A 14,705-nucleotide genomic window follows, 5' to 3' on the forward strand; every position below is an offset into this window, starting at 1 on the left:
CCTTTTAAAAACCTAAATAACTGACCATGACATTAGTCGAGTTTAAGAAAAAACTAACTGCAGCACCAAAAGAAATATCTTTTTCAGACACTATGCAGGTAATAGATTCTAAATATAGTTTTACGCCTACGGCATTTACCAATGGAGAAGTGAAAAATGAAGCTGGCCAAAACTCTGGTTCGTGCAAATTATTTTCGTTTGCAATCAAAGAAGGTCTTACAAAAGAAGAGACCTTGGTTTGTTTTGGTTCTTATTATTTTGATGAGGTATTATTGGATTTAAAAGGAGACTCTCATCAGAATATTAGAAATTTTATAGAGACCGGTTTTGAAGGTTTGCATTTTGAGGGCGAAGCATTGAAGTTATTATAGAATAAGTAAAGAATCTTTATCATAAACCCATGCAAGAATTATTGGTTGAAATAAGAAATTGTACGGTTTGTGAGGCACACTTGCCATTAGAACCTAGACCAATTGTTGCAGGAAATAAGAATTCTAAAATAATATTGGTGAGTCAAGCACCTGGTAGAAAAGCCCATGTCGAGAATAAGGCATGGGACGACCCAAGCGGTAAAAAACTACGAGAATGGTTAGGTGTTTCAGACGAAGTATTTTACAATCCCGGAAATTTTGCCGTATTACCGATGGGATTCTGTTATCCTGGCAAAGGTAAAACAGGTGATCTACCCCCAAGGAAAGAATGCGCCCCGTTGTGGCACCCAAAAGTGTGGGAAGAGTTCAAGAATGTAAAACTCATTCTACTTATTGGCAAGTATGCGCAAGACCAATATTTGGGCCAAGAAGCTAAAAAGAACTTGACGGAGAATGTGTTGTACTACGAAGAGTTTTTGCCAAAGTATTTCCTTTTACCGCATCCATCACCAGTAAATCGTTTTTGGCGAAGTAAAAATCCTTGGTTCGAAGAAAAGGTGGTTGGGGAATTGCAGAAATTGGTTGCTGAAATTTTAGGCTAATTTTATAAACATGAATGAGTTATTCTTCTACTAAGAATAATTCTTCTACACTAAGGCTGAACAATTTTGCCATTTTAATTGCTAAAATTACTGAAGGGTTAAATTTATTTTTTTCAATTGCATGAATAGTTTGCCTTGAAACCCCTAGTTTTTCTGCTAAATCTGCTTGAGTAAGATCCAATCGAGCTCGTTCTACTTTTACCAGGTTTTTCATTAGTGTAATTGTCTTTTTTTGAAATAAAATATAATCAGAAATATAATAATGAAGATATATAGGGGATAGGATAGATTAAACATCATTTCAGCATTGATTAAATGTAAAATGAAGGTAATCGCTAAACATATTATAGTGGCTAATTGATATGATTCTAACCTTAATTTGGTAATGTAATCATCCTCTATCTTTTCTTTAGCTAGCATGTAAACCAGCATCCCTAGAATCGTCAAAATATTCGCATATTTCATTATGGTAGGGTTCAATAATTCATAAAGAAATGGTGAATTTTCATTGCTTTCAAAAGGTTGGGTAAATCCCATAAAAAAAGAAATAATTGAAGGTATTCCGCAGAAAATAAAGAAAGTAAATAGTCCAACTATTTTAAACTTATTAGGTAGTATTTGTAAACTCATAGTCTATTATTATAGACTAAAAGTACATAATAATTTACATAATGACAAAAATAATAGCTATATTAATTAATAGTAAAGAGTTTTAAGGTTATATATACATATTGTAATATGGTAAATAGCGTTACCAAATTTAGATGGTTACGGCTACTTTCTCAATAAAGTTTAAAACAAGACTTATGTAATCGATACAAGTATTTAATGATCACTTCGAGTAAATTTTTGAGGCACGAGAAAATTAGTATCGAGAAGCTTTCGTGTTCCAAAAGGCGATGTCCTGAGCTCTGTCGAAGGGTTCTCGATACATTTTCTTATTCAATGAAATTATTTCAGCAGTCAACTAGCTCCTGTTATTCAAAATTTTTAACTTTTGCTAATTGCTAATTGCTAATTGCTAATTGCTAATTGCTAATTGCTAATTGCTAATTGCTAATTGCTAATTGCTAATTGCTAATTGCTAATTGCTAATTGCTAATAAACCGATCCGTCATGTTTTCCTTTTTCCCAGCCATGTTTACCTAGGTATTGGTCGGCACTTTCAACAGCTCCCGTTTCAATAGATGTGCCCATAGAATCGTTCCAACGGTTAAGATATCCAAAGAGGGAGATTACGCCTAGCATTTCAACAATTTCCCCTTCGTTCCAGTGTTGGTATAAACGTTCTTTTATTTCGGCATCAACACCGTTAGGTACCTGTGAGGCCTGTAAGGAGAAATCTAAAGCGGCACGTTCTGCATCGGAAAACGCAGGGTGTGTTCTGTATTCCCAAATATTATCCAACTGTTCTTGTTCCGCACCATAACGTTCTGCAGCTCGTATAGCATGAGCTTGGCAATATCTACAACCCGTAGCGTTGCTACTCACCCATGCAATCATTCTTTTTAGGGCAGAGGTTACGCGGCCTTCATTTGCCATAACGGCTTTGTTCAAATTTATAAACGCTTTTGAAATTGCAGGCCTATGCTGCATGGTTAATACGGAATTAGGGCAAAATCCTAAAGTTTCATTGAAAAATGCAGCCAATTCTTTGGTTTCTGGATCATGATTTGGGTCAAGAGGTGTAACTAATGCCATACGTTTTGTTTAAGTATTTATTTAAGTTGTGTTAATTGATTATTGGCCATTGAGTTCACCACATTGGATATTAAAACAGCCTTTATTGTTGTATTTTTGTAATCTACAAGAAACAAAAAATTATGAGTACAACAAATCATATTAGCACGAAATGGTTGGGTAACATGTCCTTTGAAAGTAACAATCCATCTGGGCATTCATTAAAAATTGATATTGCCAAAGAAGATGGTGGTGACAGTAGTGGGTTAAGACCAAAAGCACTTATGCTTTCTTCATTGGCCGGTTGTTCAGGACTAGACGTTGCGGCCATGTTTAAAAAAATGAAGTTAGAGGTAGATGAGTTTCATATTGAAACCATTGCAAATCTTACGGATGAACACCCCAAGTACTACGATAAGGTAGTGATTGAGTATCATTTTCACGGTGCAGATTTAGCGGAGAAAAAACTGCAAAGAGCAGTAGACCTATCCATTGAAAAGTATTGCGGAGTAATGGAGATGTTTAGACAATTTGCTGAATTGGAGATTAAGACTGTTTTTCATAAGAACTAGAAAAACTCAAATACAAATTCAAAAATCAAGTTCAAATAAAACATTATGCCGGATAAAAAGTTTGACCTTGAAGATAGGTTAGTTGATTTTGCAGCTAACATTGTACTTTTTTGCAAAGACTTACCATCTGATATGACTGGTCAGTATTATGGTAATCAACTATTACGATCTACAGGTAGTTCTGCTCTTAATTTTGGAGAGGCACAGGGGACAAACTCAGATAGAGATTATATAAATAAAGCTTCTATTTCTTTAAAAGAATTAAAGGAATCTAGAGTCAATCTTAAAATCTTATCTAAAGTTGATTATGGTAAGCAAGTAATAAGAACTGAATTATTAGGTGAATTAGAACAATTAATAAGAATTATAGCAACAATAATTAAAAACAAAAAGCAGAATTGAATTGATGTTTTTTGAACTTGAACTTGATTTTTGAATTTGAACTTTAAAGAATGCGCTGGACAATTAAACCAAAACCGAAACAAGAAGATATTGACACTTTGGCCAATGCGCTTAATGTTGATAGTTTGGTGGCGCAATTATTATTGCAAAGGGGTATCTCGACCTTTGAGGAGGCAAAGCATTTCTTTCGCCCGCAGTTGAGTGATTTACACGATCCTTTTCTTATGAAGGATATGGATATTGCCGTGGAAAGAATTGAAGAAGCTATTGCCAACGGAGAGAACATTCTAGTGTATGGCGATTATGATGTAGATGGTACCACGGCAGTTGCATTAATGTCATCTTATCTGTTAAGTTATTATCCTAATGTAGCAACCTATATTCCTGATCGTTATGATGAAGGGTACGGAGTGTCTTTTAAGGGAATCGATTTTGCCGAGGATAATGATTTCACTTTGATCGTTGCTCTGGATTGCGGGGTAAAGGCAATTGATAAAGTAGCCTACGCTAAAGAAAAAGGAATAGATTTTATTATTTGTGACCACCATAGACCTGGTACAATATTACCAAGTGCTGTAGCTGTTTTAGACCCTAAAAGAGAAGATTGTTCATATCCGTATGATGAGTTATGTGGCTGTGGTGTTGGTTTTAAACTGATCCAGGCATTGGGCTCACGTAGAGGAGAAACTATAGATGATGTCATCTATTACCTTGATTTAGTGGCAACTGCAATTGGAGCGGATATTGTACCGATAACTGGGGAGAATCGGATATTGGCTTATTATGGCTTACAGGTTATCAATCAACAGCCCAGAATTGGGTTTAAAGCTATAATTGATCAAATCAATAAAAAAGAATTGACCATTACAGATGTAGTGTTCATAATAGCTCCCAGAATAAATGCTGCCGGTAGAATGAAGCATGGGCAACATGCCGTAAATCTTTTAACGGAAACCAATATGGATCAAGCCATTCAATTTGCTTCTGAAATTGAAAAGTTCAATACGGATAGAAGAGGGCTGGATCAAGAAATTACGATAGAGGCCTTAGGACAGATTCAAGAAAATGAAGAGCAAGAAGGCTTTACCTCTGTGGTATATAAAGATACTTGGCATAAGGGCGTTATTGGTATAGTAGCATCAAGATTAACCGAAACCTACTATAGACCTACTTTGGTTTTTACCAAGAGCGGCGATAAATTGGCCGCTTCTGCAAGATCCGTTAGAGGCTTTGATGTGTATAATGCCTTGGAAGGATGCTCAGATTATATAGAACAGTTTGGCGGTCATAAATACGCTGCGGGCTTAACTTTATTAGAAGAGCAGTATAATAATTTTAAGCATCAGTTCGAGAAAGTGGTCAAAGAAACTATTGACCCACAAATGCTGATTCCTGAAATTACCATTGATGCGGTTATTGAGCTAAAGAATATTAATCCTAAGCTAATGCGCATATTAAAGCAATTTGCACCCTTTGGTCCAGGGAATATGTCACCGGTTTTTATGGCAGAAAATCTGCAAGATACCGGTTATGCCAAGGGAGTGGGTAAAGAAGAAGCACATTTGAAATTGTCCGTGGTTCAGCAAGAAAGTCATAAAATTGACGGCATTGGTTTTAATATGGGGGATAAGCTATCGTTGGTAACAGGAAGAAAACCTTTTAACGCCGTTTTTTCTATTGACGAAAATGAATGGCAGGGCAATGTTAGTTTGCAATTGAAGCTAAAGGATATCAAATGAGAATTGAACATATCGCCATTTGGGTATCTGATGTAGAGGCGATGCGCAAATTCTACGAAAAATATTTTAATGCTGTTTCAGGGGAGAGATACCATAATCCTAGTAAAAACTTCACTTCTTATTTCTTGAGCTTTGATGAAGGTGCCCGGTTAGAGATTATGCATAAACCAGAAATTGACCCAACTAGTAACATGAACGTTACCTACACTGGTTACGCCCATCTTGCCATATCGGTTGGCTCAAAAAAGAGGGTAAATACCTTGACCGAAGAACTTAGAAAAGATGGGTTTACTATTGCAGGAGAACCAAGAACTACCGGTGATGGGTATTACGAAAGTGTCATCTTGGATCCTGAAGGAAATCAGATAGAAATCACCATTTAACATTATTATTTATAATTGTTCTAAATAAGATTGTTATTTTTATATAAATATTTACATCTTATGAACGATATAAACCCCATTTATCAGAACGATTTTGGTATTGCCTTTCAATGGAAACGTGATAAACCCCGTGAATCGAACAAAGTTCAGGTGATTTTCAGGGATATTGGGTTACTATTGACCACTAGTGAATTACGCTATTTTTCTAAATGCATTGCACATACCATTGAAAATGGAAAGGGTAATTTATGCGGCGACTGTAAATCAAAGGAATCTTGCCGATCATTACTTTTAAATTCTCCTGCACATCAAATAACTTTTGCCGTAAGCTATCAAGAAGCTATTGAGATTAGAGATCTGATCAACGGCACAATGTTTAGGTTAGAATTGGATTCTTTCTTTGGTGAATTAGGTATTGAATAAGATGCAAAAATCCACGCATCATTAATTACCATATTTGTTGCCTAAATCATATTTGACCATTTTATTAATAAATATCTTTGAGGTCAATTTACCGAAAGCTATATGAGCGTGAACGATCCCTATGCTGCCTTACGATTTAAGGAGTTCAATATTTTTCTACTAGTTCGTTTTGCTATGGTCTTTGCTTGGTCTATGCAATTTATAGTGATAGAATGGCAAGTATACACCATTACCAAAGACCCATTGTCATTAGGCATCATTGGTTTAATGGAGGTAATACCGGCAGTGGGCATGGCGCTTTTTGCGGGTCATATAGTTGATCAGAAAGAAAAACGAAACCTACTGATAAAATGTATATTTGGTTTCTCGGTCATTAGTTTTGGACTGTTTATGTTAAGTCTGCCTTCGGTCTTAGAAACCTATGAAACCAAAACCATTTTATATGGTATTTATGCCTTGGTTTTCTGTGGTGGGTTGGTACGAGCATTTTTAGGGCCCACTATATTTTCATTGATTGCATTGATCGTTCCAAAAAAAATATACCCTAATGCAGCAACTTGGAGCAGTACTACTTGGCAAATGGCATCAGTATTAGGTCCGGCATTGGCAGGTTTTTCCATTAGTATTATAGGAGTACACTGGTCAATGTGCGTAATTTTCGGATTTTCTTTGTTGGCGTTAACGGCACTTTTCAATATTTCAAAGAAACCAATTCTTAATCCTAAGATTGGAGAACCCGTTTTTCAAAGTTTAAAGGAAGGCCTAACATTTGTATTTAAGACCAGAGCGGTATTGGGTGCCCTTACCTTAGACATGATTGCCGTATTATTTGGTGGTGCCGTAGCGTTATTGCCCATATTTGCACAAGATATACTGCATGTTGGATCAGAAGGTTTTGGGGTACTTAGGGCAGCACCGGCAGTGGGCGCCGCAATAACCATGTTAGGATCAACGAGATTTCCATTGCATAAGAATGCAGGTAAAAAATTGTTGCTTGCTGTATTTGGTTTTGGTGTATGTATGATCGTATTTGGTTTGTCTACCTATTTTTGGCTATCCGTTATTGCTTTATTTTTAAGTGGTGCGGTAGATGGAGTGTCCATGATCATTAGACAGACAATTTTACAATTAAAAACGCCCGATAATATGAGAGGCCGCGTAGCATCGGTAAATTCTATGTTCGTAGGATCATCTAACGAGCTAGGTGCTTTTGAAAGCGGTGTTACGGCAAAGCTAATGGGTACGGTAACAGCGGTGGTTTTTGGGGGTAGCATGACGCTACTTACGGTAGGTCTTACCGCAATTGTTTCGCCCAAGTTTAGAAAATTAGATCTACAGAAAGATGTAGAAGACCATGAAAATTAATGGTTTATAGTGTTATTAAAAAAAGCCCTAATGAAAGGGCTTTTTTATATTGTAAGTAGTACTTAAGACTTTCGTCGTAAAGTGGTAGCATTCTCGTAGGTCAGTTATAGTATTGGGAATAAACACTTTATCTAAACTTGTGCGTAAAGATAAAACCAAATTCTATTTTTTGCCAATTTTTATGGGAAGTTGATGCAAGTAGTTACACAATTTTGATATGTGGGACTTGCAAGTATTAGGTCATAAAAAAAGCCCCTAAACGTAGGGGCTATTCTTTTAAGTAACACTTAAGGGTTTAAATCTTCAAGTGGGGAAACTTGTAGGTAATGTGAAGATTTGGGATACAACACTTAAACTAACTAACACTGTAAAGGTATGTTGAAAGCTAAGTTTTATAAAACTATTGTTGTGAACTGCTCAATTCTTGTTGTAAGAAAAGGATTACAAATTAAATATTGCATTTCATCGATGATTTTGATGGAATTCAGCTGAATTCTTTCAACGAAAGTTTTGAACCGTCAAACTCGGCATAGGTGTAATATTTTATCCAATCTCCTAGGTTGGTGTACATTGAATCTTTCTTTAATTCAATTTCCAATGGCAGATGTCTGTGTCCAAAAATAAAATGATCAAAATGCTGGCTTTCTAATTTTCGTTTGGCATATAGTACAAGCCATTCTTTATCGTTTCCTAAAAATTTAGCATCGTCATCACCGCTGATCAATTTATTGCTAACAGATAGATGTTTTGCCAAACGAACGCCAAGATCGGGGTGTAACCACTTAAAGAACCATTTTGCTACGGGGTTGGTAAACACCTTTTTCATTCTTTTAAACCCCTTATCGTCCGGTCCAAGACCATCACCATGACCAATAAAGAATGATGTTCCGTTAATGGTATATTGTTGTGGTTTATGATAAACAGGTATATTCAGTTCTTCCTCAAAGTAACCATTCATCCAAAGATCGTGGTTGCCAACAAAATAATGTATTTGTATACCTGCATCAGACAGTTCTGCTAGCTTCCCCAAGGTTCTGGTAAATCCTTTTGGTATTACGGTCTTGTATTCAAACCAGAAGTCGAACAGATCGCCCATCAAAAAAATGACTCCTGCATCTTTTTTAACGGTATCTAACCAACGCACAAACTTAAGTTCTCTCACTCTACTTTCTTTCATAGTAGGTGCACCTAGGTGGTTGTCACTGGCAAAGTATACTTTTTTCCCTGCTGGAAGTTCAATGTTCGTCATCAGAATGTAAATATAATAACTGTTTTGCGTACCTAGGGAATACGTTGATCAAAATAAGTACATACAGGTGTTTGTGAACTTGGTTTAAACAGTTGGGTCTTTTTCGTTCAATACAATTTTAATGGGGAGATGATCGCTAAAACCATTTACGTTGAAGGTTGAAGCGTTTGGTCTACCAAATTTTACAGGTTTTTGGTAAGCACCGGAAGTTAGTTCAGGGTATGCAATAATTTCTACGGTACTCAATTTAAACGGCAAACCTGATTTTTCTGATAAAATACTTTTAGAGATCATAAACTGGTCTAGCATATTATAGGTGTTGCCAAATACAAAAGTACCGATCTGTGCATCTAAAAACCGATGCATTAAGTTATAGAAGTACTTTAACCGCACCCTATTGCTTTTAACCAATGCCTTGTTGTTAATGGCCATTAAATAATTGGTTATACTTTTATTGTAAGGGTTGTCATTGAAATCGCCCATTAATAGAATATTGGCATCGCTGCCCTGTTCCTCGTAAATGCGTTCAATCCAATATGATAGGTTTTCCGCGACCATTATTCTAAAAGGCTCGCTTGTTAGCTCACCTCCTGATCTTGATGGCCAGTGATTAAGAATACAAATAAGCTTATTGCCGTTGGCAGTATTTATATGTACCTGAAATAGATCGCGTGTAGTATTTCTTTTAATGATACGAAGGCTAAAGGTCAACTGTTCTGGTCCATATTTGGTCTTGTCATAAATAAGTGCAGTATCTATACCTCGTTTATCATCCCCTTCAGAAATAACAAAACCGTAATTTTTTTGTAATGCCGTGCTCATGGCAGATATCAGCAATTCAATTACATGTTCGTTTTCTACCTCACAAACGCCAAGAATATCCGGACCTTCACCATTTTTGAATTTGGAAATGATAGCGGTGAGATTGGCAATTTTTTGGTTGAGAATGGTAGCATCCCAACCTTTAAGTTCGTTCCCTAAATGGTTGTTTAAAAATTCGCTTCTTCTAGGCGAATTTTCAATGTCGAACAAATTTTCAAGATTCCACCAATAGATATGATGTTTGGTCATGTTGCTATATATTAAGGAATTACTCTCAAAATAAAGCAATTTATAATGATGAACGGCATTTGAAGTGTAAAGTTTAGATGAACTTAATTATCACTTGCGTACCACTCGGCAAAAGAGGTATCCGTTTCCTGAAGTTTTAGGGAAAACAAAGAAATATTCTCTGGCAACCTCGATTTTATTTTGGCTGCAAAATCTATCACCATATTTTCACTGGTAGGTTGGTAATCCGCTAAAATAACATTGTGTCCCCTATCGGTCAATTCTTTGGCCAGTTCTACGTGTGGTGTATTTTTATTGAACACGGTAGCATGATCAAAAATATCAACAATGTCTTCTTTCACTATTTTTTTAAGGTCTCCAAAATCTATCACCATACCCAGCTTAACATGGTTGGTATCGGTAATAGGGCTTCCAATTACGGTTACGGATAATTTATAGCTATGGCCATGTACGTTTCTACATTTACCATCATAACCATACAGTGCATGACCGGTCTCAAAGTTAAATTGTTTTGTAATGCGAATTTTGCTCATAACCAATAATTATATGGCAAAGGTAGGGAAAGTATAAACGTATTTATACAGAAGAAATTAATCTAATACAATCTCTCTATTTCCTGTGATTAAGCTAACATGGCAACAATCTGCTCCCACTTTAAATTCTTGGTTTACCACTAACTCATCATTAATATAACCCTTAAAAGTTAGGGTAGTAGTCTTATTTTGATATTGAATGCGGTGTGCATCGCTTATCAGTGGGTTTATGCCTTGATCACTGTGGTATTCTTCGGCACTTATATCTTTTGCCAAATTTTCACCGGTTGCAGTGTCTAGTACTTCAAAACTATCTAAAACTACGGCATTATCAGATGTATCTTTAATGCTCACGGTAATAGTTACAAAATTTAAGGTACATACCGTTGAGGAACAATCTACTACCTCAGTATCAGGTTCATTTTTATCACTACATGTCAATAAAAAGAAGGATAGAAGTATCAATGTAATTTTTGCGAACATAAAAACGGATTTTCTTAAAAGATGAATAAATACCGATTAGTTGCGTGGTGGTACAGCATTACCTTTTGTATTTTCTTTTTGCGCGGACTTTATTTACAAAATAAATGACCAAAACAAAAAGTGCTAGAATTGGAAATACAAGGTTACCGTTTAAAAATTGAAAGAATTCCATAATAATGATTTAGAAACAGAACGACAGGCTGTTTCGGTTATTGTCTATTTTTTAAATTTTGACAACGCGTTACGGGTAAATTCCGATAGCGCTAATTTTCCGGTAATAGATGCGCGATCTGTCAATAAAGTATCCCAATGGTCGGTGCCCTCCCATAAAACTTTCTTCCACTCGGTCAATGCATCAGGATTATAGCTTGCCAATTTATGAATGAAGAAATCAAGTTCTTTGTCCATTTCTTGGGCATTGTCATATACTTTGTTAAACAGTCCTTTTTCTTGAGCCCAATAAGCACTCTTCCATTCCGTAGGGGCTAAAGACATTTCGCCCATAGCCGCATTTCCTATTTTACGGGCAACGGCAGGAGCAATAACCAACGGAGCAATACCAATACTAAGCTCAGAAAGTTTAATTGATGAGTTCACGTTAGAATACACATAATCACAAGCTGCGGCAAGACCTACGCCGCCACCAACAGTTTTACCATGTACACGGCCAACAATGACCTTTTTACATTTACGCATAGCGTTTATCACGTGGGCAAAACCACTAAAGAATGCCTTACCTTCTTCTAAGTTGGAAACCTCTAACAGCTCATCAAAAGAAGCGCCGGCACAAAAAGCCTTTTCTCCCTCAGATTTTAAAAGGATAACAGAAATACCCTCGTTTTCTGAAAGTTCATTAATAGTATCGGTTAGGCGTTCTAAAAGTTCAGAAACAAAAGAGTTACTGGCAGGGTGCCCAAATTCTACATGTGCAACTTTACCATCTATTCTTGTATATAAACTTCCATTTTTTCTTGTGGTGACCATAGCATCTTTTTTTGCTCGATAATCGAGACGATTTGTATTAGGGATTGCCCTAAGGTATTGAATACAAAATTACTGATTTTGCAATAAAGGTTTGATTTTGTTTCTAAACTTCCACACTAAAGAGGCACCTCTAATAAACATCCAAACGGTAAAGGCCAGCCATATGCCCGTTAGCCCCCAATGGAGGTATTTACCTAAAAACAACATAGGAACAAACCCTAAAAAAGTAGCCGCGAGCAGGGTGTTTCGTAAATATTTCATCTCGCCCAGACCTTTAAAGACTCCGTCAAGCACAAAGGCAATGGTGTTTATGGGCAGTCCTAAAATAATGATATAGAATATGGCATAGAATGCGGATAGCACCAAACTTTCATTAGAAAAAAGGGCACCTAAAGGTTTATAAAAAATACCGGCAAATGCCATAATCACTACACTGACTACGAGTCCGTACTTTGTTATTTTTTTAGCCAATAACCAAAGTGCATCATAATTTTTTTCTCCCAGCAATCTACCGCCCATAATATTACCGGCGGCACCAAAACCATCGATAAAAAAAGCTGAGAACAACCAAAGGTTAATAGCAATGGTATGTGCGCCAATATACTTATCGCCCAGTGCAGTTGCTTCTCTAACAGCAAGGATAAGAGCCGTATTCAATGCTATGGCACGAACAAAAAGATTTAGGCTCATAACCACTAATCTACCAAGTTCTGGGTGAATGGGTAGCCTTAGCTTTAGACTAATATCTGTCTTTGTCCAAAGTAAATAAAATGCCATAATGGCCATAATACTTTGCGCCAATAAACTGGCATAGGCCGCACCATCTAAATACATTGCTGGTATAAAGCCATCAATACCGTATACAAAGGCGAAGTCGAAAATTACATTTAATAGAGCTCCTGTAATGGCAATGACCATGGGCCAATAGGTATTTTGTAATCCACGAAATATACCCATTACGGCAAAAACGAATAAGGTCAAGGGAAATCCCCAAACGCGAATACTGTAATAACTAATGCAATACTGCAGTATTTTTCCCGAGGCATTTAGCAACTCAAAAATTTCTTGAATGACAAAAATGGTAGAGAGCAAAATTAAAATACTTAGAGCAATATTGAGGTAAATGGCCTGTGCGGGCAGGGTTTTGACCTCTTCTATTCTACCAGCGCCCAAATACTGTGATATTATGGCAGAAATAGCACTACGTGTTTGCCCTAAAATCCAAATGAGCATAGAAAGAAAAGAACCTACTATACCGGCTGCGGCAAGAGATTCTAGTCCGTCAACCGGAATATTCCCCACTATAGCGGTATCGGTAATGGATAATAAAGGTTCTGCTATACCTGCTATAGTTGCGGGTATGGCCAAGGCATTTATAGATTTAAAATTAACGGAAGTTTTCAAAAAATATAGATTCTATAGTACAAGTTCGTAGCAGTGAAAAGGATGTGCGCTTTGCTTGGGAAAAAAGATATCCTCTAATTTAACATAACCACGTTGCTCATAAAATTTCTGATTTCTTTTGTTTTGGCTAAAGGTATCTAACCTTACTGATAGGGCGTTATTTTTACGTGCAAAGTTTTCGCCAAAATCCATTAATTGCTGTGCAAGGCCCCTGCCTTGATATTTAGGGTGTACCGCTAGTCTATGAACATAGTAGTTGTTGCCGTTTTCTGTTAACCAGACAACATTTTTATATTCATCGTCCATTACTTGCGATAGTACAATGCAGCCAATAATGGCATCCTCTTCTAAAAGTACATAAAGTTCATTACGCTCAATATCTTTTTCAAATGCTTTTTTAGAAGGGTATTCCGTTGTCCATTGGTAAATACCTTTTTCTTCCATGGCAATTCTACAGGCATTGGTCATGGTTAAAATTTCGGGTATTTGCGATATCTTTGCAGGTGCTATCATAAAAGCCATTTAATTAAATTGTAAATTTAGAGTTATAATCAATACTTTTTATCATGATGAATATTCTTGTTCCTATAGGGACCTCAACAAATGCGAACGAAACTTTACAATATGCCGTTAATTTTGCAGAAGACTTTGGTGCGGATATTTATGTAATGGAAGTTTTCAACGTCAGTGGAAAAACGGGAACCCTTACGAACGTTACCCAAAAAGTTACTGAGAATTCTAAAGAACGATTAAAGGAGGTTATAGCTACGGTAGATACCAAAGATGTATCTATCAAAATTGCAAGTTTTAATGGCGAGCTTAAAGATGGGTTAAGGGAAATTGATAAGGGTATAGGTATTGATCTTATCATTTTAGCACCTAGAAGTAATGATATACAAGAAGAATATTACCTGGGGCATACCTCTGGGGCCATTATCAAAAGAACCAATATACCTACACTGATCGTCCCTAAAGGAACTGCCTATAAATCATTTGAGAATATATTGGTAGCCTTTAAATCAGGTATTTTAAAAAGAAAGAGAATACTTGATCCGTTAATTGAAATAAAGAACAAGCATAATGCAAAAGTGAATCTTTTAATGGTGAAAACGCCTGGGTATTCAGATGATGATTTAAAGATCAATACGGCGTTAATGGACATTAGTTCACAATTAACCTTTACGGATAATCCAACCACATATCATGGGGTTTTGGAACATTTTCAAGCAAAACACCCCGATTTATTATGTGTTTTTAGAAGAAAAAGAGGTTTTTTTAAGAAATTATGGGAAAAAAGTACCATTTCAAAATCAGAGTTCTTTGCCCCTGTACCCGTATTGGTGCTCAGTGTAAAGAAAGATTAAATTGTACTTTGATACGTTGTTAAAATGTATTTCCTTTGATCCTCTTGAAAATTGGGGTTTTCACCATGTGAATATCAAGC

18 protein-coding genes are annotated in these 14,705 nt (G+C 36.3%); 9 read left to right on the forward strand and 9 right to left on the reverse strand.

Annotated features, from left to right (window positions below; translation table 11 throughout):
- Nucleotides 1-26 precede the first annotated feature (26 nt).
- A complete protein-coding gene (locus I600_RS11570) occupies nucleotides 27-371 on the forward strand; it encodes a HopJ type III effector protein (protein ID WP_058104686.1) in 345 nt (114 codons plus the stop codon).
- A 29-nt stretch (nucleotides 372-400) separates the two neighbouring features.
- Nucleotides 401-973 (forward strand): uracil-DNA glycosylase family protein, encoded by a 573-nt coding sequence (locus I600_RS11575; RefSeq protein WP_058104687.1) that lies wholly within the window; start codon nucleotides 401-403, stop codon nucleotides 971-973.
- A gap of 19 nt (nucleotides 974-992) precedes the next feature.
- Here the strand turns inward: I600_RS11575 and I600_RS11580 are convergent, their stop codons facing one another.
- Nucleotides 993-1,187 (reverse strand): helix-turn-helix transcriptional regulator, encoded by a 195-nt coding sequence (locus I600_RS11580; RefSeq protein WP_058104688.1) that lies wholly within the window; start codon nucleotides 1,185-1,187, stop codon nucleotides 993-995.
- Nucleotides 1,188-2,071: 884 nt separating this feature from the next.
- Complete coding sequence (locus tag I600_RS11590) at nucleotides 2,072-2,674, reverse strand: carboxymuconolactone decarboxylase family protein (protein WP_058104690.1); 603 nt, start codon at nucleotides 2,672-2,674, stop codon at nucleotides 2,072-2,074.
- Nucleotides 2,675-2,796: 122 nt separating this feature from the next.
- On the opposite strand from I600_RS11590, the gene I600_RS11595 reads away from it, so the two are divergent.
- The 6 genes from I600_RS11595 to I600_RS11620 all read left to right on the forward strand — a co-directional run bounded on the left by I600_RS11595 (nucleotide 2,797) and on the right by I600_RS11620 (nucleotide 7,537).
- A complete protein-coding gene (locus I600_RS11595; RefSeq protein ID WP_058104691.1) occupies nucleotides 2,797-3,225 on the forward strand; it encodes an OsmC family protein in 429 nt (142 codons plus the stop codon).
- A 45-nt stretch (nucleotides 3,226-3,270) separates the two neighbouring features.
- The gene (locus I600_RS11600; protein ID WP_058104692.1) at nucleotides 3,271-3,627 is read left to right on the forward strand and encodes a four helix bundle protein; all 357 of its coding nucleotides are present in this window, start codon (nucleotides 3,271-3,273) and stop codon (nucleotides 3,625-3,627) included.
- Nucleotides 3,628-3,677: 50 nt separating this feature from the next.
- Nucleotides 3,678-5,366 (forward strand): single-stranded-DNA-specific exonuclease RecJ, encoded by a 1,689-nt coding sequence (gene recJ / locus I600_RS11605; protein WP_058104693.1) that lies wholly within the window; start codon nucleotides 3,678-3,680, stop codon nucleotides 5,364-5,366.
- Nucleotides 5,363-5,749 (forward strand): VOC family protein, encoded by a 387-nt coding sequence (locus I600_RS11610; RefSeq protein WP_058104694.1) that lies wholly within the window; start codon nucleotides 5,363-5,365, stop codon nucleotides 5,747-5,749. The genes recJ and I600_RS11610 overlap by 4 nt, the downstream gene beginning before the upstream one ends.
- Before the next feature lie 60 nt (nucleotides 5,750-5,809).
- On the forward strand, nucleotides 5,810-6,172 hold the full coding sequence (locus tag I600_RS11615; protein WP_058104695.1) for a hypothetical protein: 363 nt from the start codon (nucleotides 5,810-5,812) through the stop codon (nucleotides 6,170-6,172).
- Nucleotides 6,173-6,274: 102 nt separating this feature from the next.
- Nucleotides 6,275-7,537 (forward strand): MFS transporter, encoded by a 1,263-nt coding sequence (locus I600_RS11620; RefSeq protein ID WP_058104696.1) that lies wholly within the window; start codon nucleotides 6,275-6,277, stop codon nucleotides 7,535-7,537.
- Between the two features lie 484 nt (nucleotides 7,538-8,021).
- Here the strand turns inward: I600_RS11620 and I600_RS11625 are convergent, their stop codons facing one another.
- The 7 genes from I600_RS11625 to I600_RS11655 all read right to left on the reverse strand — a co-directional run bounded on the left by I600_RS11625 (nucleotide 8,022) and on the right by I600_RS11655 (nucleotide 13,774).
- Nucleotides 8,022-8,786: a UDP-2,3-diacylglucosamine diphosphatase gene (locus I600_RS11625; protein WP_058104697.1), complete on the reverse strand. Its 765-nt coding sequence runs from the start codon at nucleotides 8,784-8,786 to the stop codon at nucleotides 8,022-8,024.
- Between the two features lie 84 nt (nucleotides 8,787-8,870).
- Entirely contained in the window at nucleotides 8,871-9,857 is a 987-nt protein-coding gene (locus I600_RS11630; RefSeq protein WP_058104698.1) for an endonuclease/exonuclease/phosphatase family protein, read from the reverse strand.
- Between the two features lie 83 nt (nucleotides 9,858-9,940).
- Nucleotides 9,941-10,390 carry a 6-pyruvoyl trahydropterin synthase family protein gene (locus I600_RS11635; protein WP_058104699.1) on the reverse strand — a complete coding sequence of 150 codons (450 nt, stop codon included), beginning with the start codon at nucleotides 10,388-10,390 and terminating at the stop codon, nucleotides 9,941-9,943.
- Between the two features lie 57 nt (nucleotides 10,391-10,447).
- Nucleotides 10,448-10,873 carry a hypothetical protein gene (locus I600_RS11640; protein ID WP_058104700.1) on the reverse strand — a complete coding sequence of 142 codons (426 nt, stop codon included), beginning with the start codon at nucleotides 10,871-10,873 and terminating at the stop codon, nucleotides 10,448-10,450.
- Between the two features lie 216 nt (nucleotides 10,874-11,089).
- On the reverse strand, nucleotides 11,090-11,857 hold the full coding sequence (locus tag I600_RS11645) for an enoyl-CoA hydratase/isomerase family protein (RefSeq protein WP_058104701.1): 768 nt from the start codon (nucleotides 11,855-11,857) through the stop codon (nucleotides 11,090-11,092).
- 69 nt (nucleotides 11,858-11,926) lie between these two features.
- Nucleotides 11,927-13,261, reverse strand: a complete 1,335-nt coding sequence (locus tag I600_RS11650) for an MATE family efflux transporter (RefSeq protein WP_058104702.1) — start codon at nucleotides 13,259-13,261, stop codon at nucleotides 11,927-11,929.
- A gap of 12 nt (nucleotides 13,262-13,273) precedes the next feature.
- Nucleotides 13,274-13,774, reverse strand: coding sequence for a GNAT family N-acetyltransferase (locus I600_RS11655; RefSeq protein WP_058105128.1), 501 nt, complete (start codon nucleotides 13,772-13,774; stop codon nucleotides 13,274-13,276).
- A 53-nt stretch (nucleotides 13,775-13,827) separates the two neighbouring features.
- Here I600_RS11655 and I600_RS11660 point away from each other — a divergent pair, with 53 nt between their 5' ends.
- On the forward strand, nucleotides 13,828-14,625 hold the full coding sequence (locus I600_RS11660) for a universal stress protein (RefSeq protein WP_058104703.1): 798 nt from the start codon (nucleotides 13,828-13,830) through the stop codon (nucleotides 14,623-14,625).
- Nucleotides 14,626-14,705 lie beyond the last annotated feature (80 nt).

This window comes from Maribacter dokdonensis DSW-8 (genome assembly GCF_001447995.1).
Classification (GTDB): Bacteria; Bacteroidota; Bacteroidia; order Flavobacteriales; family Flavobacteriaceae; genus Maribacter; species Maribacter dokdonensis.